Source organism: Amycolatopsis sp. NPDC000009, assembly GCF_055563465.1.
Genome location: NZ_JBVHDI010000010.1, coordinates 23,313 through 45,231 on the forward strand (window position 1 = coordinate 23,313; position 21,919 = coordinate 45,231).

Here is a 21,919-nt window from a genome sequence, read left to right on the forward strand (position 1 = left end):
GACTGTTCGGTACTCAAGACCGCTCCACCTCTCGTTCCACGACATCGAGTCCGTCCGCCAGCCGCACGAGCGCGGGGTCATCGGCGGGCGGGTCCCCGTACAACAGCGCGCCGATCTCGGCGGGCGCACGGCCGGTCCGCGCGGCGACGGACTCCACGAGCGCGGCAGGCTCGGCGTCCCGGGTGAGCCCCAGCAACGGCCGAAGCCGCGCGCGGGCCGCCTCCCGCAGGGTTTCCCCGGCGTGCGCGGCGGCCTTCGCCTTGCGATACAACCTCGCTCGTCCTTCGGTGGCTTCCGCCGCGCGGACCACGACCGGGATCGGTTCCGTCACCACCGGCCCCAGCCGCCGCGAACGCCACAGCGCCAGCAGCACCACCGCGACCCCGGCCTGCAACGCCGCGTACGACCAGCCCGCCGGGATCAGCTCGGACAGCGGCTTCTTCTCGGTCTCCAGCGACGGATCGGCGGCCGTCGGCAGATACCAGACCAGCCGCTCGTGCTTTCCGAGCAGCCGCATCGCCAGCGCCGCGTTGCCCTCGTCGGCCAGCCGGTCGTTGGTCAGCGGGGCGGGGGTGCCGAGTACGGTCACCGTCCCTTGTGGACCCGGGACTTCGAGATACGAGCCGCCGTAGCATTCCTGCGCCCTCGGCTGCGTGGCCGAGTATTTCAGGCCGCCCATCGTCGCGTTCCCCGCCGCGACGGGATCCTTCGCCTCGCAGTCGGGCGCGCGAGTCTCGGTCTCGGCCTGGCCGGTCACCCGCACGCCGGGAAGGATTTCTTCGACCGCGCCGGCGCCCGGCTGCACAAGCACGATGTGCTCGGCGTTCTGCCTGATCTCCGTGAAGGCACTCTTGGGGACGTACTCCGGCCGGGTGATCAAGACCGTCGCGCCCCTCGCGACCCCCTTGGCCTCGGCGGCGGTGCGCACGACCGGGATCTTGACACCTTCCCGTTCCAGCAAGGTCGCCAGCGCGCGGCTCCCGGCAGGCTCGTACGAACCCGGTTCGAGCGCGCCGGTGGTCTGGTCGCCCCGCAGCAGGACGAGCAGTGTCCCGGTCAGCACGATCAGGAGCACGACGGCGAGCGGGAGCCGCACCCCGCGCCAGATCCGGCGGGCGTCGGGCGAGACCGAGGTCATCCGGCCGCCAAGGCGACGGGCCTGGCACGACGGCAGCTTTCGTCCAATTCGGACAGTGACCGGTAACTCGCCTCCGTGGCGGGGATCCCGCCATAGTGGACGTCGTCGAACAGGCGGGCGCCCGCGCGCAAAGGACCGGCGACGCCGGGCAACAGCCGTCCTGCTTCGATGGCGGCCTCGTCGGCGGTCCGGCCGGACTTCTCGTCCAGCAGCGCGCGCTCCTCCAAGGACCGCACCACGGCACGGAACCGCTCACGGACCGCGTCGTCGAAGTCACCGCGCGACGCGGCCTCCTCGGCCGCCTTGCGATGTTCGCCGGACGCCTTGCGCTGCCCGGCGAACACGGCTCGCCCGCTCTTGGCCGACGTCGCCAGCGGACCGGACTTGAGCCGGATCACCACGACCAGCACGATCAGCACGACGACCAGCAGCACCACGGCGAAGATCCCGCCGGGCACCGCGCTGTCCACCGTTTCGAGGAAGCCCAGCAGCTTTTCGACCACCCAGTTGAACGCTTCGGACAGCCAGCTCGGCCTCGCGGCCTGATAGCCCTCGCCCGAGAGCTCCTCGGCCGCGCGCAGCCGCGCGGTGTCCCGGTCGATGTCGACCGGGACCTCGGCGAGGAAACGCGTCACCATGCCCGCGGCGGGGGCGGCGTCGCGATCCCGGCCGCGCGGGCCAGCTCGATGTCCATGCCCTCACGGCGCATCCGCTGATCGATGTAGAGGATCACGGTGACCAGCGCGGTGAAGGGGCCGACGATCGTCTGCGCGATCACCGTGCCCACCGACTGCAGGATCAGGTCACCGGTCGACGGGACGTACATCTGATCCAGATCACCGAAAATGGACAGGAAGGCACTGAAGCTGAACGGGATCGTGATGATGGACGCCAGGAACGACGAGATCACGGTGGCCAGCAGCAGGATGCCGAAGACCCGCCAGAACATCCCCGACACCAGCTTCACCGACCGGCGGAACGCCTCCATCACCGTGCCGCGTTCGAGGATGAACGCCGGGCTGGCCAGCGCCCAGAAGGTGTAGGGGATGATCGCGGGCAGCAGGCAGAAGATCGCGGCGACCATGATCGCCAGCGTGTAGAGCACGGTCAGGCCGAGCAGCGGCAGCAGCCGCGGCGTCGCCTCACGCAGCGCCTCCTTGAAGGTGACCGGCTTGCCCAGCACGGCCTTGCCCATCAGCACGGTCAGGAATCCGGTGAGGATCGTCGTCCCGAGCAAGGTGGCGACCAGGCTGATCGACGACGACGCCAGCGTCCCGCCGAGAACGCCGAGCATCTGGTTCATCAGTTCCTGATCGGTGGCCGCCGGGCCGAGATCGCGCATCCGCTCGAGGTCGGCGGTGGTGTCGACCAGCAGCAACCCGACCAGGTTGATGGCCGCGGTGAGCACGGCGGTGACCGCGGCGGCACCGAAGACCATCCGCCAGTACTTGCGCATGGCGGTGACCGCGCCGTCGAGGATGTCGGTCAGGTTCAGCGGGCGCAGCGGGATGACGCCGGGCCTGCCGAGGCCGACCTTCCAATTCGGATACTGCTGCTGCGGCGGCGGCTGATACGACGGCAGCGGAGGAGGCGGCGGCGTCGCCCCGGACGGGGACTGCCACTGCTGCTCCGGCGCCGGAGAAGGCGGTACTTGCCCCTGCGGCGGCGTCGGCGTGTCGGCGGACGACTGTGCCGACTCCCCCGCCTGCGACTGTGCCGATCCCCCCGCCTGCGACTGTGCTGGTCCCCCCGCCTGCGGCTTCGGCGTCTCGGTGCCTTCAGGCCCGGACGATCCGCCGGTCTCCGTCATGCGACAGCCCCTTACCCGTTCACGTTGCTTGCGCCCACTCTTCCAGAGGGTCCGACACCCAGCCAGAGCTGGGGGGAAGACACTGATGGGTGACCGCTCGCCTCACGCTGGATACCCTCTGCAGCCGAGCTGTGGGTGGGGACACCGTTAGCTCGTTATGCTGAACATCGGGCCGGGTACCCCCGGTTCGCCCCTAGAACCACCGGGACCGACTTGATGACGCAACCGCCCCACGGCCAGTGGCCGCCACGCGGCGCCGTCCAGCCACCGCCGGTGCACGGCCAGCACCCTGCCCAGTGGCACGGCGCGCCGCACCACTTCCCGCCTCCGCCGCCGCGCAGGTCCGTGGGCGCGATCATCGGTATCTGCCTCGGCGCGGTCGCCGTACTGGTCCTCGGGCTGGTGGCGATCGTTTCACTCAATCGTGACGACTCCGATCACGTAGCGAACGCGGGCTACAGCACGCTGCCGAACACGTCCTCGCGGGCGGAACTGCCGCCGAGCGGGTCTTCGTCGCCCTCGTCCTCGACGAACCCGTTCCCGACGTCGCCGTCCCGGGCGCCGTCCTCGTCGAGCGGCCCGCAGAAGATCCTCAAGCTCGCCGACCACCCGATCCTCCAGGATCCCAACGCCGGCCTGCGGAACCGCGTCTGCACGCTGCCGCAGTGGCAGAGCAGCCAGCAGGCCGCCGAGGCGTTCTTCACGGCGGCCGGCAAATGCCTCGACAACGCCTGGGGCCCGTTCCTCGACGCCTACGACCTGCCGTTCACCCCGCCCGCGCTGCACTTCCCGACCGGGGCCAGCTTCGAGACCGAATGCGGCACGATCCAGGTGGGTATCGCGACGGCGGCGTACTACTGCGAAAACAATCTCTACGTGCCGTTCCGTGGTCTTCAAACCGACCAGTACGGCAACAACCCCGGCGTCTACCTCGCTCTTTTCGCGCACGAGTACGGGCACCACGTGCAGGAGGTCGCCGGGCTGATGGACGCGGCCTGGCAGAAGATCTACGACGCCGGCCAGAACAGCCCCGCCGGGCTGGAGATGTCGCGGCGCAAGGAACTCCAGGCGCAGTGCTTCTCCGGGATGTTCCTCGGCGCGCACGTCGACCAGGGCGGCACGGTCAGCCGGGACATGTACAACAAGGCCTGGAACGACCAGGAGACCCGGGGCGACAACACCTCGCGCAGCCAGGACCACGGGACGAACGCGCACTACGCGTCCTGGTGGCGGGCGGGTGCGAGCAACAACCGGATCGCCGACTGCAACACCTTCTCGGCCCCGGCGAGCGCCGTTTCCTGACCTTTCGCGCGTGAAGGCCCCCTTCCCTCGGCTGAGCCGAGGGAAGGGGGCCTTCACGCGCTTGGGGTGGTGGGGTGGCGTCACGACGGAGGTGTGTGGTTTCAGAGACGTTGAACGTCCCACTCACGTCGAGTATCCGGTCTCGTGAGTGGTAAGGACGGTTAGAACCGTCCTTACCACTCACGAGCCAGGGATCAGGCGGTCACCGGCACCCGCGGCCCGCGCACCACCAAGAAGACGTACATTCCGCCCGCGAAGCAGCTGAAAACCAGCAGCGCCAGCCCGAGCGGCCGCCGCGCGTCACTCGCTCCCGCCGTCGCGTCGGCCGCGTGCACCGGAACCGCGTCCCCCGAAGCACCGTCGGGGACGACGACCTCGAGGCGCTCACCCTTGCCGTGACCGCAGCCGTTGAGCGAACCCTCCATCGGCTTGCCGCCGAATTCGAACTTGACCTTCTCGGTCGAGCCGCCGCCCGCGCAGGTCGCGGGCTCGACGACCTCCGCCTGCACGGTCGTCCCCTTGGTCTCGTTCGTGATGCCGAACAGCCCCGGCCCGGCGAGCCAGGCCAGGAAGATCACCAGCAGGCCGGCACCGGCCGCCACGGCCAGGGAGTTCCACCCCGGGGTGAGCCCTCTGGCGGGGTCCGATCGCTTGCGCACGAACGCCATGCTCCCAGAACCTCGCGGCAAAACACAGGAGCCCCGGGAGGCGGCGGCAGAGCAGAGGAGCCCTTCTCGTCCGGGGAGGGTGGTAGCAAAGGTCCCTTGCTACCGCTCGATCGTCTCCGCCGAGGTCACCTTCCGGATGTACAGCAGCTTGTCCCCCGGCTCGATCGCGTCGGCCTGCGGCGCGTCCACCCGGTACAGGACACCGTCGCGGACGACACCCAGCACGATGTCCGGCAGGTGCCGCGGCGAACCGCCCTCTTCGGACGGCTCGACCGGGCGTTCGGCGATCGCGAGGCCGGATTCGGGGGTGAGCAGGTCCTCGACCATGTCGACCACCAGCGGCGTGGACGTCGCCATGCCGAGCAGGCGTCCGGCGGTCTCGCTCGACACCACGACCTGGTTCGCGCCCGACTGCTTGAGCAGGTGGACGTTCTCCGCCTCCCGCACCGACGCCACGATATGCGACTTCGGCGCCAGCTCACGCGCGGTCAGCGTGACCAGCACGGCGGTGTCGTCCCGGTTCGGGGCGACGACGACGGCCTTGGCCCGCTGCACGCCGGCGACGCGCAGCACGTCGGCGCGGGTGGCCGAGCCGTGCACGGTCACCAGGCCGAGTGACGTGGCCGCTTCGAGGGCCTGCTGGTCGGTGTCCACGACGACGATGTGGTCGGGTTCGACGTTCTCGTCCCCGAGCAGCGCGTTGACCGCCGACCGGCCCTTCGTGCCGAATCCGACGACGACCGTGTGGTCACGCACCTTCGTCCTCCACTTTTGGATCTTGAAAGCCTGGCGGGAGCGCTCGGTGAGCACTTCGAGTGTGGTACCGACCAGGACGATGAGGAAGAGCACCCGGAGCGGGGTGATCACCAGGACGTTCACCAGCCGCGCGGACGGCGTCGCGGGCGCGATGTCGCCGTATCCCGTGGTCGACAGCGACACCGTCGCGTAATAGAGGCTGTCGAGGAAGGTGAGCCCGTCGCCGTTGGCGTCGCGGTAGCCGTCCCGGTCGAGGTAGACGATCAGAACGGTCGCGAGCAGGGCGAGCATCGCGCCGATGATCCGCTTGGAGATGGCCCGCAGCGGGCTGACCGTCAGTTCCGGCATGCGGATCACGCCGACGAGCTCGTGGTCCGGTCGGTCGCTCAGCCGGACCGGGAAACGCTTGAGAACCTTCATGCGCAGGCTCCGGCCTGGTCCGCGTCACTCACGGTCGGGAGGATAGCCGAAGATCCTCGCCCTGAGCGCGGTATGCGAAGCTCAGGGCATGTCTTCGGATTCCAAGCCGTCTCAGCGGCCCGCGTATTTCCTCGCCGGCCTGCTCGGCGCGGCCGGTGTGCTGCACTTCGTCCAGCCGAAGCCGTTCGACGCCATCATCCCGAAGCAGCTCCCCGGCTCCCCGCGCGCGTGGACCTACGGCTCCGGCGTGGCCGAGCTGGGCGTCGCCGCCGCGGTCGCCAACCCGAAGACGCGACGGCTCGGCGGGCTCGCGGCCGCGCTGCTGTTCGTCGTGGTGCTGCCTGGGAACGTCAAGATGGCCGTCGACGCCGACCGCCGTAAAGCCCCGAAGCACTGGCGGGCGGCCTTCTGGGCCCGCGTGCCCCTCCAGATCCCGCTGGTGGCCTGGGCCCTGAAGGTGCGCGACCGCGCCTGATCCCCCCGCATTTCGTCCTCTGGATGCGGTAGTTGCACGCGCAAGGACCGCATCCAGAGGACTAAATGCTAGATCGTCGGGACGCTCCGCAGGAGTTGACGCAGGCCTTCGGCGTCCAGCAGATCCGCCGGCCGGACGGTCTTGTCGTGCTTCACGTAGTGGAACGCCGCCCGGACCTTCTCCACCGGCACCTTCTTGAGTGCCGCCCAAGCCAGCCGGTACGCCGCCAGCTGCACGGCCAGCGGTTCGAGCCGGTCCTTGTCCGGCACGGCTCCGGTCTTCCAGTCGACGACGGTCCAGCCGCCGTCCGCGTCCGCGAACACGGCGTCCATCCGCCCGCGCACCGTCACACCCACGACGTCCGCCGAGAACGGGACCTCGACGGCGTGCGGCACCCGATGCGCCCACTCGCTCTTCTCGAACGCGGTCTGCAACGCCTCCAGCTCGGTATCGGGCGCCTCGTCGACGTCCGCCGCGCCCGGCAGGTCGTGGATCTCCAGCAGCTGCTCGCCGCCGAACCGTTGCTCCAGCCAGCCGTGGAACGCCGTCCCCCGGCGCGCGTAAGTGTTGGGGCGCACGGGAAGCGGCCGCCTCAGCCGTTTGGCCAGCGCGGCGGGGTCGGCCGACAGTTCGACCAGCTGACTCACCGAAAGATGCGGCGGCAGGACGACCTGCTGCACGCGATCCCGCGCCCGCGCGCGCTCCTCCAGGAGCACCTTGGTGTCGGAGATCCAGCCGTCCGGATCGTCCTCTTCCTCTTCCTCGGCGTGTTCGGCGTCTTCCATCGCCCCGAGCACCAGGTCGACGCCGTTCGTGACGCCTTCGCGCCGCGGCCACAGCGGATCGACCGGCCACCGCGACCGCCGGGAGTCGGCGACCAGCGGATTCTCGCCGTCGGTCTCCGGCTCGTCGGCCCAGTGCTCGATCCGGCCGACCGAGTTCGCCCGCATCACCTCGCCGATTTCGAGCAGGAACTCCGACGGCCCCTTCGGCCGCGCGCTGCTCTCGTTCCACCAATGACCGGAGATCAGCATCGTGTGCTCGGAACGGGTCAGCGCGACGTAGCAGAGCCGCCGCTCCTCGTCCGCTTCACGCGCGACGAAGCCTTCCTCGTGCAGCTCCAGCGCTTCCTGCACTTCCTTGCGGTCCGCGCCTTCGGGAATCCGCAGCTCAGGCAAGTCCTCGGAGTCACCGCGCAGCGCGGCGGGCAACGAGGTCGACGTCCGCAGCCACGACGACGAACGCCGCCTGCCGGGGAAGACCTCCTTGACCAGATGCGGGATCGCGACGATGCGCCATTCCAGCCCCTTGGCCGAGTGCACCGTCAGCACCTGGACCCGATCCGGGACGACCTCCACCTCGCCGGGCGTGAGCCCGTCCTCCGCGTGCGCGGCCGTGTTCAGATAGTCCACAAAGGACAAGAGGGTGGCCGTCGGCGACGTTTCGGCGAAATCCGTGACGACGTCGGCGAAAGCGTCCAGGTGCGCGCGCCCGGCGGGTCCGGGGCGGGCCAGCGATTCGACGTCGAGCAGCATGGTGCGTTCCACGTCGGCGACCAGTTCGGGCAGCGACTGGTCCAGCCGCCGTCGCAACGCCGAAAGCTCGGCGCCGATCTTCCGGATCCGCCGGTAACCCTCGGGCGAATACCGTTCCGGCGTCCCGGGATCGTCGATGGCGTCGGCGAGCCCGGCCTGCTCGACCCGTTCGGTCACCAGCACCGGTTCGTCCACATCGGACTTCCCCGACGGCGGAACCGGCGACGACAGTTCGCCCGCTCGGCGCCACAACGCCGCGAGGTCGGCCGCCGCGATCCGCCAGCGCGCCCCGGTCAGCAACCGGGCGGCGGCGCTGCCCGCGAGCGGGTCCGCGAGGACGCGCAACGTGCTGACCAGGTCCGCGACCTCGGGTTCGTCGAGAAGGCCGCCGAGACCGACGACCTCCACCGGCAGCCCGCGTGCCCGCATTTCCGCCGCGATCGGCGCCATGTCGGCGCGACGGCGCACCAGTACCGCGGCCGTCGGCGGTTTTCCGGTCTCCTCTACGGTTTCGAACCAGCGTTTCGCCACCGCGTCGGCCACCCACTCGCGTTCGGCGCGGACGTCCGGCAGCAGCGCGGCGGCGATATCGGCCGACCCTGCGCCTTCCAGCGCGCGCAGCCGGGCGACGCCGAGACCGCGTTCCCGCAACGGTTCCGAGATCGCGTTCGCGAGTTCGAGCACCTCCGGTGGATTGCGAAAACTGGTCAGCAGCCCGAAATCCCAGGCCGGGACGAGCCGTTCGCCGTTGTCACGCGGGAAGTCCGTGGTGAACCGGGGCAGGTTCGCCGCGCTCGCCCCGCGCCAGCCGTAGATGGCCTGCGCCGGGTCACCCACCGCCGTCACCGGCATCGGCGGATGTTCGACACCGCCGAACAGCGACCGCAGCAGGATCCGCTGGGCGTGCCCGGTGTCCTGGTACTCGTCGAGCAGGACGGCGCCGTAGCGCTCGCGCTCCCCCGCGACCACCGCGGGATAGCTGCTGGCGAGCTGCGCGGCGAGCGACATCTGGTCGGCGAAGTCGAGCGCGCCTTCCGCCCGTTTCCGCGTGTGGTACGCCTCGACCAGCGGCAGGAGTGCGAGCCGGAACCGTTGCGCGGCCATGACTTCGGCCAGTTTCTGCGGCAACGACGCGCGCTGCCCCTTCGCGCGCGGCGCGTTCTCGATGACCTCGCACAGCCACGACGTGTACTCCGCGAGCCGTTCGGTCTCGACCAGATGCTCGCCGAGTTCCCCGGCCAGCGCCAGCAACTGCGCCGTCACCGTCGCGGGCACGCGGTCGGTGTCCAGGTCATTGTCCCAAGTGGACACGACCCGATGCGAGAACTGCCACGAGGACGTCTCCGAAAGCAGCCGGACGCCAGGCTGGACGGGCAACCGCAGGCCGTGTTCGGACAGCAGCCGCCCGGCGTACGCGTGATAGGTGAGCACCGTCGGCTCGCCCGCGGTCACCGTGGTGCGCAGGTCGCCGGTCGGGTCGATCTTGTCGAGCAGGCCCGATCCGACGAGGCGGCGCAGCCGGGTGCGGACGCGTTCGCCGAGCTGGCGGGCGGCTTTCCGGGTGAAGGTCAGGCCGAGCACGCGTTCCGGCGGCACGACGCTGTTGGCCACGAGCCACACCACGCGCGCGGCCATCGTCTCGGTCTTGCCCGCACCGGCGCCCGCGACGACCAGCGACGGCTCGATCGGCGCGGCGATCACCTCGGCCTGCTCGTCGGTGGGGCTGTGCAGGCCGAGCGCGCGGGCGATCTCACCCGGCTCGACCTGGCGGCGCTGGAGTTCGGAGATCACGGGCCGGTCACCTGCCTGCCCTCGGGCCGCAGCGGGCAGCAACCCCTTGCCGGGCAACGGTCACAGTCCGGGTTCTCGGTGACGCCGTACTCCGGTCCCGCGGCGGATCCGGCCGCCGAGCGCACCAGTTCGAGCCACTGCTTGCCGCCGTCCTCGTCCAGCGGCGCCTGCTCACGCTGGGTGGATCCGGTCTTGTTGTTGGACTTCGCGACGTAGACCAGCCGCGCGCCACCGGGTTTCGAACCGCCCTCGACCGCGCCGAGCAGCACGGCGAGCTGGTACGCGGCGAGCTGCGGATGCTGTTCGGCGTCGGCGGCCGAGATCGGGACCTTGCCGGTCTTGATGTCGATGACGACCGGACGGCCGTCCTTGTCCATCTCCACGCGGTCGACGCGGCCGCGCAGGAGCACGCGGACGTCGTCATCGCCCACCGGGAGCTCGACCTCGATGTCCTGCTCGACTCCGGCTTCGATCAGCTCCTTGCGGCTGGATTCCAGCCAGGTGATGAAGTTCCGCAGCATCTGCTCGACCCGCGACCGCTCGCGGCGCGAGAACCACGGAGCTCCCGCGTCGACCCGCACCCACGCTTCGTCGAGGGCGGCGCGGATCTGTTCGTCACTGCTGCCGCCCGCCACCGCCTGCGCGAGACCGTGCACCAGCGTCCCCGTGACCGCCGCGAGCTGCGCCGGGTCACTGCCGCCGTGGCGTTCGATCAGCCAGCGCAGCGGGCATTTGACCAGAACCTCCACAGTGGACGGTGAAATCCGGATGAGATCGCCCGGCCCGTGCACGGGTTCGCCGGTGGAGGGTTCCAGCAACCCGTACCAGGTGCCCGGATGCGCGCCCGGCACCCCGGCGGCGGCCAGTTTGGCGAGCTGACGCGCCGCCCGCTGGCGCCTTTCCGGCTCGCTCGATTCGTCGCAGACGACCTCGCGCAGTTCGCCGACGAGTTCGGCGAGCACCAGCGAGCGTCCCGCCGGCTTCATCCGCGAATCGAGGCCGCCGTCGTCCGCGCCGTTCTCCTCCAGATCGTCGATGAACCGCGAGGGCTGCTCGTCCTCCCCCGCGACCGCGCTGACCAGCAACGTCTTCCGCGCGCGGCTCGCGGCCAGGTAGAACAGCCGCCGTTCTTCTGCGAGGATGGGCGCGGTGGCGGACACCTTTTCGGCGTCCACGCCGGACATGAGGTCGACCAGCCGCTCGACGCCGAGCACGGAACCGCGCAGCCGCAGATCCGGCCAGCTGCCCTCCTGGACACCGGCGATGGCCACGACCGTCCACTCGCGACCGGCGGACGCGTGCGCGGTGAGCAGCGAAACACCGTCACTCTTCATGGCCGCGGGCGCCAGTGTGTCACCGGCGATGTTCTGCGAGGACAGGTAATCCGCGAACGAGGCGACACTCGCCTTCGGCAATCTGTCGACATAGCGACCGGCCGCGTCGAAGAGCGCGACGATCGCGTCGAGGTCGCGATCCGCCTGGGAGCCGAGCGAACCGCCACGATCGACCAATCGCAGCAGGCGATCCTCCAGGGCACTCGCCTGCCAGAGATCCCACAGCACCTGCTCGACGCCGTCCCCGCGCACGACGGCCTGGTGCGCCGCGTGCAGCAGGCCGCCGATCCGGCGCATCGGCAACGCCTCGGCGTCGGCCAGACCGGTGAGGACATCGTTGGCACGTAAGGCTTCCACCAGCAGCTCGTCGCTCGACCGCTGCCCGCCACCGGCGAGCTCCAGCCTGCGCAGGCCGCGACGCAGCCTTCGCAGGGCGAGCGGATCCGCGCCGCCCAAGGGCGAGGACAGCAGCATCTCGGCCAGGTCGACGTCCAGCAGCTCCGGATCCGCGGCGAGCCGCAGCATCGCCAGCAAAGGACGAACTGCGGGCTGCTTCGCGAGCGGCAATTCTTCGGTGGCGGAACCGATGGGCACCCCGGCAGCTCGCAGAGCGCGTTGCAGGACAAGGAAAGTACGAGCAGGCGAGCGGACGAGCACCGCCATCTCCGACCACGGCACGCCGTCGACGAGATGCGCGCGGCGGAGCTGATCGGCGATCCAGCTCGCCTCGGCGGCGGGGGTCGGCATCAGGCGGACTCGGACGGCGCCGCCCTCGGCGTCCGGCGCGTCGACGAGTTTGCGCTGCGGCGACGAACCGGGCAGCACGGAGCCGAGTTTCGTGACGGCCGTGCGGATCACCGGGGCGAGCCGGTGGGCCGTGGTGAGCAGGACGGTGCGCTCGCCGTCCTCGTCCGCGTCGGCGAACAGGCTGGGATCCGCGCCGCGGAAGGAGAACACGGACTGATCGGGATCGCCCGCGACGACGAACTCGTCGGCCGCGTGCCCGATGAGCCGGATGAGCTGCGTCTGCAACGGGTCGAGATGTTGTGCGTCGTCGACGAAGAGGTGCCGGACGCGGCGCTGTTCGCGCTCACGCAGATCGGGATCGTCCTCCAGCGCGAGCAGCGCGGAAGTGACCAGCTCGGCGGCGTCCAGCGCGGGCGCGCTCGCCACGCCGAGCGCGTTGCCGCCCGCGCCCTGCAGCAGCGTGACCTCTTCGTACTGACTCCAGAAGCGCCCGGCCGCGATCCATTCCTCACGGCCGCGGCGCCTGCCGAGCTCGGCCAGATCCTCCGGGCCGAGCCCGCGTTCGGCGGCGCGGAGCAGGAGGTCTCGCAGTTCCTCGGCGAAGCCGGGCACGCACAGCGCGGGCCGCAGCTGCTCCGGCCAGTCGAGCGCGCCCTCTTCGAGGTCGCCGGCGAGCAGGTCTCGGACGACGACGTCCTGTTCCGCTCCGGCCAGCAGGCGGGGCGGGGGGAGATCGTCGGCCTGCGCCTCCATCCGTAACAGCGCGTACGCGTACGAGTGCACCGTGCGCACGAGCGGCTCACGGATCGTGCGCGGCAGCGGATCCTCTTCCGGGTCGGTGGTGAGCCGGTGGGTGATGTCGGCGCGCAGGACCTCGGCCGCCTTGCGGGAGGTGGTCAGGATGAGCACGCTCTCCGGATTCGCGCCCTCGGCGATACGCCGCGACGCCGCCGACGCCAGCAACGCCGTCTTGCCCGTGCCCGGCCCGCCGAGGACCCGGCGGAAGCCGTCCGGGGCGGCCAGCAGGCGGCGGGCGCCGGAATCCCACTGGAAGGACGGCGTGCCGGTGACCGGCGTGCGGACCAGCCGCGCGTCGGTTCCTGCCGCTGTTCGCCGCCCGTTCACGCCCACGATGGAACCACGCCCCGCCGACACAACCTCGCAGCGGCACGGCAAAGTGGTCCCATGGATGACGAACTGCACGAGCGGGTGCGCGAGGTCATCGCGAGCGTGCCCGCCGGCTCGGTCGCGACTTATGGGGATATAGCGTCGGTTTCGGGAGCGCCGTCGCCGCGGCTGGTGGGCCGGATCCTCGGCGAGGACGGCCACGATCTGCCGTGGCACCGCATTCTGCGAGCCGACGGGACACCCGCTCCGCATCTGGTCGACGAACAGTTGCAACGGCTGCGCGCGGAAGGCGTGATACCCGACGGCCAGCGCGTCGACCTGCGAAAATACCGCTGGCAGCGTGATCCGGGCGACGACGCTGGTTCGGGCGGACTGTTTTAGGTTAGCCTCCCCTAATGAGCTACATCGAGGCGAAGGTGACCGGGGTCCGGAGGCTGACCCCGCATATGAGCAGGGTGACCTTCTCGGGGGCGTCGCTGGTGGACCACGCGCCCGACCAGTACCTGAAGGTGTTCTTCCCGCGCCCCGGCCAGGCGGAACCCGTGCTGCCCGCGCCGCTGGCCGGCGACGAAGTGCTGTCCTGGTACCGGACCTACCTCGCGATGCCCGACGACGTCCGCCCGGCGATGCGCACGTACACCGTGCGCGCGCTGCGACCGTCGGTACAGGAGGTCGACATCGACTTCGTACTGCACGGCGACGAAGGCCCGGCCTCCGCGTGGGCTTCGCGCGCCTCGGAGGGCGATCGGGTCGCTTTCCTCGGGCCGCACGGGCTCTACGACGTGCCCTCGGACACGACCTGGCAGCTGCTGGTCGGCGACGAGACCGCGATCCCGGCGATCGGCGCGATCGTCGAAGCGCTGCCCGCCGGGACGCGAGCGGTGGTCTACGTCGAGATCAGTGATCGCGAAGATCGGCAGGTCTTCGAAACGAAGGGGACCGTGGAGCTGCACTGGGTGGTGCGGGGCTCGGGCCCGGTCGGCGACGCGGTGCTCGAAGCCGTGAAGAAGGCGGAGCTGCCGGGCGGGACGCCGTACGCGTGGATCTCCGGCGAAGCGAACATGGTGAAGCTGGTGCGGCGGCACCTCGTGCGGGAGCGCGGGATCGACAAGCGGGCGATCTGCTTCACGGGGTACTGGCGGCAAGGGGTGAGCGAAGAGGCCGCTGGGCGCGAAGCGATGAGGCAGGCGGAGGCGGGAGAGACTCCTTCGCCCGACGAGGACTGAGCTCTCGCGCTGGACGTGGCGCACTTCGGCTACCGGCGCCAAGAGGGGTGTGTGGAAATAGGGACGTTGAGTGTCCCTATTTCCACACACCCCGCACTCCGCGTAACGACGCCTACCGACCGTGTGGATTTTGGTGCGTCAGATGACCCGAAATCCACACAGTCGCCGCTCTGACCTGCGGAAAGAGAGCAAGGGACCTTTGCTACCACTTACGTAGGCATGCTAACCAAGCGATAGCAAAGGTCCCTTGCTCCCCCAAGCCGAGGCCTCAGTGCGGCACCCACAACGTCACCCGGGTCCCCCGCCCCGGCTGCGAATCGATCGTCCCCCGCCCGCCGACCTCCGCCAGCCGCGCCATGATCGACTGGCTGATCCCGAAGCCCGGCGGCCGGTCCAGCATGCTGAAGCCGGTCCCCTGGTCCCGCGCGATGACCGCGACGCCGCCTTCGCACTCCTCGACGCGAAGCACGACCTGTTTCGTCCCAGCGTGCTTCACGGTGTTTCGGAGCGCTTCGCGGACGGCGTCGCGGATGGCGGTCCGGCGCGCGTGCGAGAGACGGTAGTCCTCTTCGGTCTCGGCGGCGACGAGCTGCGTGCGGAGGCCGTCGCGCGCCATTTCGGTGGCGACCTCGGCGAGGTCCGCCGCGAGGCCACGCGCCGACGGCACATCGGGACCCGTCAGTTCACGCCGCAGTTCGGCGGCCTGCGCCCGCGCCGTCGCGCGCACCTCCGCGAGCCTTCCCGGGGCCGCGGATTCGTCGTCCGGTGCTTCCAAGCCCATCGCTTCCAAGGTCTGGAGCACGGAGTCGTGCATGACCCGCTGGGTCCGCAGGCGTTCGGCGCGCTGCCCGCGGCGCATTCCGATCCCCAGTGCGAACCGGGTCCCGACGCCGAGCAGGATCAGGATCCCCGCCGTGGTCACCATCGCCACGACCAACGCGACCATGCACCCCACCGACCGGCTCACCGCGAGCGGGTCGTCGATCGGGAGCCCGCCGATCCAGGTCAGGAACGCCCGGAAGGGAACGGCCACGACCACCAGCAGGGACGCGGCAGGCAGGCCGAACGACAGCGTCCACAGTCCCACCGTCCCCACCAGCCAGGTCCACGCGACGTCGACGGCGAACGGCTGGATCTCGGGCGGCGCCGTGGCGGCGGCGACCGTCGTGAGCACCATGCCCACCGCGAGATCCGCGTACATCAGCCGCCCGGACGTCTTCGCCCGGATCCCGCGGCCCCGCACTACCCACCAGATCGCGAAGACGTTCAGCAAGACCGCCAAGATCGTCGTGCTCAGCACCGGGACGATCCCGGCCGATCCGTTCGCGACCAGAAAACCGATGTACACCTTGGGGAACGCGGCCACCCGGTAGAAGATCGGGCCGAGTGCGGAGTAACGGATCGCGCGCATCAGCAGCGAATCGCCGGCGTCTTCGCGATAGCGCCAGTCGGGGACGGAATCGGGGTCGGGTGCTTCGTCGGCGGGGCTGGCGCCCAGCACCGAAGATCCCTTCCGCAACATCGCGCGCACGAAGGTGACCGATTGAGACTCGGACATCCGCCGCCCTCCCGTGCGTCCGGTGTGTCGAGCCTGGCAAAGGGGGCCACCTCCGTCAAGACGGCCGAATGCGCCGACCGGAGTCGCCACTCACGACCCTTCACTGCCCCCGCGAAGCTGGATCGACGCGAGCGAAGGTCAGCAGATCGACCATCGTGAACGTGTGCCCCGCCCTTCGCGGCAACGTCGGCCTCCACGAGCGATTCACCGACAGGTACGACGACGGATCCAGTTCCAGCATCGCGAAGAACACCTCGCCCGTGATCCGCGCGCCCACCCCGGCGAGCGTGATGCCATCGCCGAGATACTTGCCCTCTTTCAGGACGTAGTACCAAAGCGGGGTGTTGGCCTCGAACCCCACGCCGAACTGCCGCAACTCCGGGAAGATCTCCGCGGTGAGCACCGGGATGCCCATGAACCGCGCGACCTCCTGCCCCGAGGGCAGCGACCAGGTCACGTGCCGCAGCAGGTTTCGCTGCGGCAGCGCCGTCGGCGCGTCGCCGGTCGGGATCGCGGCCAGTGGCAGGGTGAACAGCGGTGAGGAGATCAGCGTGTCGATCCGTTTGTTCGGCCGTATCTCGCCGTCACCGAAGTCGAAGAACGTCTGCCAGCCGATGAACCGGCGCCGGGCCCGCGCGCGGCCACGCAGGTCGACCGGGTCCGCCTGACCCTCGCCCGCCGGGTCGAAGATGAACCCGAAGAACGCCGGTGCCCCGGTGGCCGGATCACCACCGACGTCGCCGCGCAGATTCGCCCGGTAGGACGGCCGGACCATGCTGTGCCCGAACCGATACGCCGCACCTTGGAATTCGACCGGCATGAAGTGCTGCCCGGGCGCCGGCTTGAAAAATCGCCTGCCGTGGGTGAGAAAGTCCTGCGTCAGGCCATGTCCGATGGTCTGCGGCAGGAACTCGTGCACGATGATCCACTGGTAGTGCCAGGTGACCAGCCGCCGCGCTTCGGCGAACACCTGCGGCGTCGGCACTCCCTGGGCACGAAGGTGGTCCACGACCCGGTTGTGGAACAACAGGAACGCCGCGTGCATGCCGCCGATGATCAGGTTCTCGTCGTTGCGCGGGTCGGCGATGATCGCGACCCGGTCCGCGCGGCGGGGCAGGTCTTCGAACAGGCCGCCGTTCTCCACCCGGAACTTGACCCGGTCGGCCGGGTCGTAGAACTCGGGCGTCGCGTCCGGACCGCCTCCGTACACCGAATCCAAGGTCAGCGTCGGTATCCGTGTGTTCGGTGAGGTCTCCGGCGCGGTGGGAACGCCGAGCCGGGAATCGAGATCGAAGGTGAAATCGTGGTCCACGAATTGCCCGAAGAACGTCGTTCCTGCCGTGTGGAACGGGTTGTCGGTGTTGTTCGGGCTCAACTCCGGGTTGGTGATGAGCCGGACCGGGCCCTCGTGCAAAGGATCTCTGGCGTCCATGATCCCGCCCGGTCTGCCCAATTCCCTCAATGCCGCCAGCACCTGGGGTGTGGGCTGCCGGAACGGCGGCAGGGAGGGGAACATCCGGCCGAAGAACCGCGGTGACGTCGCCGTCACCGCTTCCTGCGCCCGCGCGGTGCCCGGCAAGGCCACGGCCGCCGCACCGGCGGTGATGCCACCGAGGACTCCTCGACGGCTGATGGTCGTCGCTCGACTGCGATCTTTTGCGCTCACAAGGAGAACTTCCACCCAGCCGTGATCGCCCGCCATGACGAGTACGACCTAGGACTGCCTCGGGACACCTAGGTCGAGCAGGCCGAGCCGGAGCGCCCGGGTGAGGGCGTCCGGCCGGTTCCGCGCGCGGAGCTTGGTGAAGAGCTGGCGCTGTTCACACTGGACCGTCTTGATCGCGATACCCAAGGACTGCGCGGTCTGGCGGACCGAATCACCGCGGGCGATCGAATCGAGGATCTCCCGTTCGCGTCTGGTGAGGTCGCCCGCCCTGGGCCGGATCTCGCCGCTGTCACCGGAAACCTCACCGGGGAGCCGCAAGCCGAGGCGCGCGACCTCGGCCACGGCTTCGGTTCGGCTCTGTACCTGGAGTTTCGTGAAGATACGACGTTTGTGGTTGATGACCGTATGCGGGCTGATCGCCAGGATGTCGGCCGCCTCGTTCGCCGAATGCCCGGCACAGATGAGCGCGAGCACCTGGAGTTCGCGTTCGGTCAGGCCACCCGTGACGGCCTGCCCCCGGGCCCCCCGCGCTTCGTTCAGCGCTTCCAGGAGCCGCACGAGCCCGGAACGCATGCTCACCACACGATCCACTCCGGCCTGGAACAGCACGGCGACGGCCTGCGCGTCCAGCGCGTTGTGCATCCCGACCACCCGTAGCGAGCCGTACTTCTTCAGGCAGGCAAGCAGATCAAGCTCATCGGAACCGGCGTCGCGGAACTCCACGACGGCGATGTCGGGCGACCGCAGTTCGCACAGGCGCAACAATCCCGTGCCGGTCGCACTCGCTCCGGCCACCGTGTAACCCGGCTGGGCGCCGAGCCAATCGGAAAGCGCGTCCCGGAGCAGTCCGTCACGGCAGCGGAGGACGATCTTCGCAACGCGGTCACAGGTTGGAGAATGAGGTCCGGACATGATCGGCCTGCTTCCTGCCCACACCGCAGGGTGGACACAGGGTAGCCGAATATGCGCCGACAGGTCTGGACCAAAAGGGGGAATCGGGCGATTCGGTCAGCCGAGTTCTGCGGCGAGCAATTTGACCAACGCGCCGAGCCGCTGACGTTCGGGCTGGACGGTCGGTACCCCGGCCGCTTCCAGCGGAGCGGCGGTCACCGGTCCGACGCACGCGCACAGCACCGGACCGCGCAGTGCGTCGAGGAGCTCCTCGCGACGCGACCCCGCCAGCGTCAGCAGGTTCGCGGCCGCCGGAGCGGAGGTGAAGGCCAAAGCGTGCACGCGTCCGGAAATGACGCTTTCGACGAGTTCGTGCACAGGTGCGACGTCGGCGGGCGAAAGCCAGCGATACGGCTGCGCCTGGACGACCTCGGCGCCCGCGTCCCGCAGCGAACCGGTGAGTTCGGGCAACAGGGTGCCGTGCAGTTGGACGGCGACCCGTTCCCCGCGCACCCCGGCGTCACGCAGCCCCTCGAACAGTTCCGCGTTGCTCTCCTCGGGTGCCGAGAATTCCTCGCGCAGCCCCTCGCCCCGCACCGCGCCTGCCGCCTTCGGTCCCCGTACGAAGATCCTCGACGCCGCCAGCCGGTCCAGCAACGGCTCGCGCAGCCCCCAGCCTTCGGCCGCCGAAAGCCAGCCGCGAAACCCGGCGCCGGTGGTGACCGCGGTGAACCCGACCGGTCCGGCCAGTACGGCGTCCGTCGCCGCCCGCAGTTCGGTGTCGTCGGGCAGCGGGACGATCCGGATGGTGGGCGCGTGCAGGACGGTCGCGCCGCGCCGCGTCAGCGCACCGATGAAGTCGTCGGCCCGCCGCTCGGCGGTGATCCCGATCGTGATGCCGTCCAGGTCAGCCATAACGCACGCCCATCTTCCTGATCTCGTCCGCCAGCCGCTCGCGCAGCTCCGGCGGTTCGAGCACTTCGAGGTTCCCGCCGAACCGCAGTAGTTCGCCGACGGCCGATTCTCCCGGTTCCACCGGCAGTTCCATCGTGAGCCAGTCGTCTTCGTCCGGCTCTGCGTCCGTTTCCCGCAACGCCCGGGCCCCGACGGCCCCGAGGTAGAACGGCAGAAGAGTGCGGGCGAACCCGTTCAGCCGCACCACCGCCGTCCGCGAGTACATCCGCTTTTCGAACTGCTCCGACCATTCGTGCCAGTAGCGGGCGAGGTCGAAGTCGGACGGCCGTTCGAAGGTCTCACCGAGGTCTTCGAGCTCCTCGATCCGGGAAACCCGGTAGGTCCGGTCGCTCCCGTCGCACCGCGCCGCGAGATACCAGTTCCCGACCTTGAGGATCAACCCCAGCGGTTCGAGGACGCGATCGACCTTCCGCTGCCCCCAGCGTTCGTACCTGACCTTGATCCGTCGCGCGTGCCAGACCGCGTCCGCCAGTGCGGACAGTCGCGGCAGGCTTTCGATCCCGCGGTGCCAGCCGGGGACGTCCAGGTGGAACCGTTCGGAGATCTTGCTCGCCCCGGAACGCAGCTCCGCGGGCATCGCCGCGTGCAGTTTGAGCTGGGCGGCGGCGAGGACCGTACCCAGCCCGAGCTCGCCGGCCGCGCCCGGCAGGCCCGCCAGCGAAAGCGATTGCGCCTCCTCCTCGGTCAGCCCGGTCAGCCGCGTGCGATACCCGTCGACCAGCTGATACCCGCCCGTGCGGCCGCGATCGGCGTACACCGGCACGCCGGCCGCGGACAGCGCCTCGACGTCGCGGTAGACCGTCCGGACCGACACCTCCAGCTCGGCCGCCAGCTCCTCGGCCGTCATCCGGCCGCGGTTCTGCAGCAGGAGGAGAACGGACAGGAGCCTGCTCGCGCGCATGAACCGAGTATCCCAGAAAACCTGACACATCCTGACAGGTATGGCTGACAGGGTGAACCCATGAACACGTTCGCCATGAAGAACTGGGAAGAATCCATCGTCAGCGGCACCGAGGGAGCGCCGCGAGTCGCCTACGCGCACGCCACGTTCGCCTACAGCGGGCTGATCGAAGGCGAGTCGGTCATCGACTACCTGCTGTACTACGCGGGTGAGGGCTACGACGGCGGCGACACGACCTCTCCCGGCCTGGAACGGATCGAAGGCAGTATGGACGGACGTAAGGGAAGCTTCGTGATCAAACACGAAACCGGCTTCGACGCGCAGGGGATCACGTCGGCGTTCACGGTCGTCGAGGGCTCCGGAACGGGTGAACTCGCCGGGATCACCGGCACCGGCACCACGACCGGCGCGCTCGGTGAGCCGACGATGTCGTACACGCTCGAATACGCGCTCTAGGGAGGAATGGTGATCGAGGTCGATCGCGAGCAGGTGCTGGCGTACCGGATCGCGGCCCACGGGCTGCACCGTGAGGAGACGGATCCGGCCGCGGCGGCCGTGTTCGACCTCGGGCTGCAGGATTCCGTGCGGGACACCGCGCTGCTGGGCCTCGCCGCCCGGGTCGACGGCGACGTCACGCCCGCGGTCTGGGACGACGGACGTTTCGTCCTCGCATGGACGCATCGCGGCGCGCCGCATTTCCACCGCCGCGCCGAACTGGACGCGATCCGGGCCGCGCTCGTGCCGCTCGACGAGAAGGACGCGATGGCGCGGGTCCTCTGGCAGCGCAAGCAGGTGGAGGACGCGGGCATGTCCGCGACGGACGCGCTGTTCACCGCGGCGAAGGCGATCCGCGAGGTCGTCACCGGCCCTCAGACCAAGGGCACGGTCAGCGGCGCGGTCACGAAACTGATCCCCAGCGGACTGTCGTACGCCTGTCGCGGCTGCGGTGTCGTGCACATCTACGAGCAGCTGATGCGGGTCGCGTCGATCCATGGCGGGGTCCGGCTGGAAGCGGGCGCGACGCCGGCGACGTTGGCACCGCTGGAAAGGCGAGGCCGTCTCAAGACCTCGCCGGACGTCGAGGCGGCAAAACGCGTCGTCGAGGGCTACCTGCGGATCAACGGTCCGGCCGCCCCTGGCGACGCCGCCGCGTACGTCGGGACGACCCGCGGCGGCGTCGACGCGATGTGGCCGGACGGCCTGGCCGAGGTCCGGGTCGACGGCAAGAAGGCGTACCTGCCGGAAGACCGCGTGCCGCTGCTGGAGAAACCGCCGGAGCCGGACGTCGTGCGCCTGCTGCCGCCGCTGGACCCGTTCGTCCAGGCGCGCGACCGCGCCGTGCTGGTGCCGGACAAGGCCCGGCAGAAGGAGGTCTGGAAGATCCTCGGCAGTCCCGGCGCGCTGCTGGCCGACGGCGAGATCGCCGGCGTGTGGCGGGCCAAAGCGAGCGGGAAGAAACGGCTCGACTTCACCGTCACCTCGTTCGACGCCCTCCGCCCGTCCGTGCGTCAAGCGGCCGAAGCGGAGGCGGCCCGCGTCGCCGCCGCCCGGGGCTTCCCCACCCACCGCGTCACCTTCTCCTGACCGACCTCCCGCAT

At 69.9% G+C, this 21,919-nt stretch carries 18 protein-coding genes; 6 read left to right on the top strand and 12 right to left on the bottom strand.

The window, feature by feature from the left end:
* Positions 1 to 13 precede the first annotated feature (13 nt).
* Genes ACZ3HL_RS24960 through ACZ3HL_RS24970 form a run of 3 tightly spaced genes read right to left on the bottom strand, consistent with a single transcriptional unit; the run spans position 14 to position 2,948 of the window.
* Complete coding sequence (locus tag ACZ3HL_RS24960) at positions 14 to 1,138, bottom strand: DUF4350 domain-containing protein (RefSeq protein ID WP_465534078.1); 1,125 nt, start codon at positions 1,136 to 1,138, stop codon at positions 14 to 16.
* Positions 1,135 to 1,776, bottom strand: coding sequence for a DUF4129 domain-containing protein (locus ACZ3HL_RS24965; RefSeq protein WP_465534080.1), 642 nt, complete (start codon positions 1,774 to 1,776; stop codon positions 1,135 to 1,137). The genes ACZ3HL_RS24960 and ACZ3HL_RS24965 overlap by 4 nt, the downstream gene beginning before the upstream one ends.
* On the bottom strand, positions 1,770 to 2,948 hold the full coding sequence (locus ACZ3HL_RS24970) for a DUF7847 domain-containing protein (RefSeq protein ID WP_465534082.1): 1,179 nt from the start codon (positions 2,946 to 2,948) through the stop codon (positions 1,770 to 1,772). Before ACZ3HL_RS24970 ends, ACZ3HL_RS24965 begins: the two co-directional genes overlap by 7 nt.
* 216 nt (positions 2,949 to 3,164) lie before the next feature.
* Here ACZ3HL_RS24970 and ACZ3HL_RS24975 point away from each other — a divergent pair, with 216 nt between their 5' ends.
* A complete protein-coding gene (locus tag ACZ3HL_RS24975; protein WP_465416860.1) occupies positions 3,165 to 4,250 on the top strand; it encodes a neutral zinc metallopeptidase in 1,086 nt (361 codons plus the stop codon).
* A 194-nt stretch (positions 4,251 to 4,444) separates the two neighbouring features.
* On the opposite strand, the gene ACZ3HL_RS24980 is transcribed toward ACZ3HL_RS24975, so the two are convergent.
* Together ACZ3HL_RS24980 and ACZ3HL_RS24985 are read right to left on the bottom strand one after the other, a co-directional pair.
* Entirely contained in the window at positions 4,445 to 4,852 is a 408-nt protein-coding gene (locus ACZ3HL_RS24980; RefSeq protein WP_465417345.1) for a hypothetical protein, read from the bottom strand.
* A 165-nt stretch (positions 4,853 to 5,017) separates the two neighbouring features.
* On the bottom strand, positions 5,018 to 6,094 hold the full coding sequence (locus ACZ3HL_RS24985; RefSeq protein WP_276366998.1) for a potassium channel family protein: 1,077 nt from the start codon (positions 6,092 to 6,094) through the stop codon (positions 5,018 to 5,020).
* An 88-nt stretch (positions 6,095 to 6,182) separates the two neighbouring features.
* Between ACZ3HL_RS24985 and ACZ3HL_RS24990 the strand changes: the two genes are divergently transcribed.
* Entirely contained in the window at positions 6,183 to 6,569 is a 387-nt protein-coding gene (locus ACZ3HL_RS24990; protein ID WP_465534085.1) for a DoxX family protein, read from the top strand.
* A 68-nt stretch (positions 6,570 to 6,637) separates the two neighbouring features.
* On the opposite strand, the gene ACZ3HL_RS24995 is transcribed toward ACZ3HL_RS24990, so the two are convergent.
* Entirely contained in the window at positions 6,638 to 9,895 is a 3,258-nt protein-coding gene (locus tag ACZ3HL_RS24995; protein WP_465534087.1) for an ATP-dependent helicase, read from the bottom strand.
* Positions 9,892 to 13,107, bottom strand: a complete 3,216-nt coding sequence (locus tag ACZ3HL_RS25000) for an ATP-dependent helicase (RefSeq protein WP_465534089.1) — start codon at positions 13,105 to 13,107, stop codon at positions 9,892 to 9,894. The genes ACZ3HL_RS24995 and ACZ3HL_RS25000 overlap by 4 nt, the downstream gene beginning before the upstream one ends.
* Before the next feature lie 54 nt (positions 13,108 to 13,161).
* On the opposite strand from ACZ3HL_RS25000, the gene ACZ3HL_RS25005 reads away from it, so the two are divergent.
* Both ACZ3HL_RS25005 and ACZ3HL_RS25010 read left to right on the top strand, forming a co-directional pair.
* On the top strand, positions 13,162 to 13,485 hold the full coding sequence (locus tag ACZ3HL_RS25005; RefSeq protein WP_465534091.1) for an MGMT family protein: 324 nt from the start codon (positions 13,162 to 13,164) through the stop codon (positions 13,483 to 13,485).
* Positions 13,486 to 13,499: 14 nt separating this feature from the next.
* Positions 13,500 to 14,330 carry a siderophore-interacting protein gene (locus ACZ3HL_RS25010; RefSeq protein ID WP_465416874.1) on the top strand — a complete coding sequence of 277 codons (831 nt, stop codon included), beginning with the start codon at positions 13,500 to 13,502 and terminating at the stop codon, positions 14,328 to 14,330.
* Between the two features lie 268 nt (positions 14,331 to 14,598).
* On the opposite strand, the gene ACZ3HL_RS25015 is transcribed toward ACZ3HL_RS25010, so the two are convergent.
* The 5 genes from ACZ3HL_RS25015 to ACZ3HL_RS25035 form a co-directional block, all read right to left on the bottom strand.
* Positions 14,599 to 15,888 (bottom strand): sensor histidine kinase, encoded by a 1,290-nt coding sequence (locus ACZ3HL_RS25015; protein WP_465534093.1) that lies wholly within the window; start codon positions 15,886 to 15,888, stop codon positions 14,599 to 14,601.
* Between the two features lie 100 nt (positions 15,889 to 15,988).
* Positions 15,989 to 17,554 (bottom strand): peroxidase family protein, encoded by a 1,566-nt coding sequence (locus tag ACZ3HL_RS25020; protein ID WP_465534095.1) that lies wholly within the window; start codon positions 17,552 to 17,554, stop codon positions 15,989 to 15,991.
* A gap of 48 nt (positions 17,555 to 17,602) precedes the next feature.
* Positions 17,603 to 18,466, bottom strand: a complete 864-nt coding sequence (locus ACZ3HL_RS25025) for a response regulator transcription factor (RefSeq protein WP_465534097.1) — start codon at positions 18,464 to 18,466, stop codon at positions 17,603 to 17,605.
* Between the two features lie 96 nt (positions 18,467 to 18,562).
* Entirely contained in the window at positions 18,563 to 19,360 is a 798-nt protein-coding gene (locus ACZ3HL_RS25030) for a uroporphyrinogen-III synthase (RefSeq protein WP_465534099.1), read from the bottom strand.
* Positions 19,353 to 20,321 (bottom strand): helix-turn-helix transcriptional regulator, encoded by a 969-nt coding sequence (locus ACZ3HL_RS25035; RefSeq protein WP_465534101.1) that lies wholly within the window; start codon positions 20,319 to 20,321, stop codon positions 19,353 to 19,355. The genes ACZ3HL_RS25030 and ACZ3HL_RS25035 overlap by 8 nt, the downstream gene beginning before the upstream one ends.
* 60 nt (positions 20,322 to 20,381) lie before the next feature.
* Here ACZ3HL_RS25035 and ACZ3HL_RS25040 point away from each other — a divergent pair, with 60 nt between their 5' ends.
* Positions 20,382 to 20,777 carry a DUF3224 domain-containing protein gene (locus tag ACZ3HL_RS25040; protein WP_465534103.1) on the top strand — a complete coding sequence of 132 codons (396 nt, stop codon included), beginning with the start codon at positions 20,382 to 20,384 and terminating at the stop codon, positions 20,775 to 20,777.
* Between the two features lie 9 nt (positions 20,778 to 20,786).
* Positions 20,787 to 21,905: a DNA glycosylase AlkZ-like family protein gene (locus ACZ3HL_RS25045; RefSeq protein WP_465534434.1), complete on the top strand. Its 1,119-nt coding sequence runs from the start codon at positions 20,787 to 20,789 to the stop codon at positions 21,903 to 21,905.
* Positions 21,906 to 21,919 lie beyond the last annotated feature (14 nt).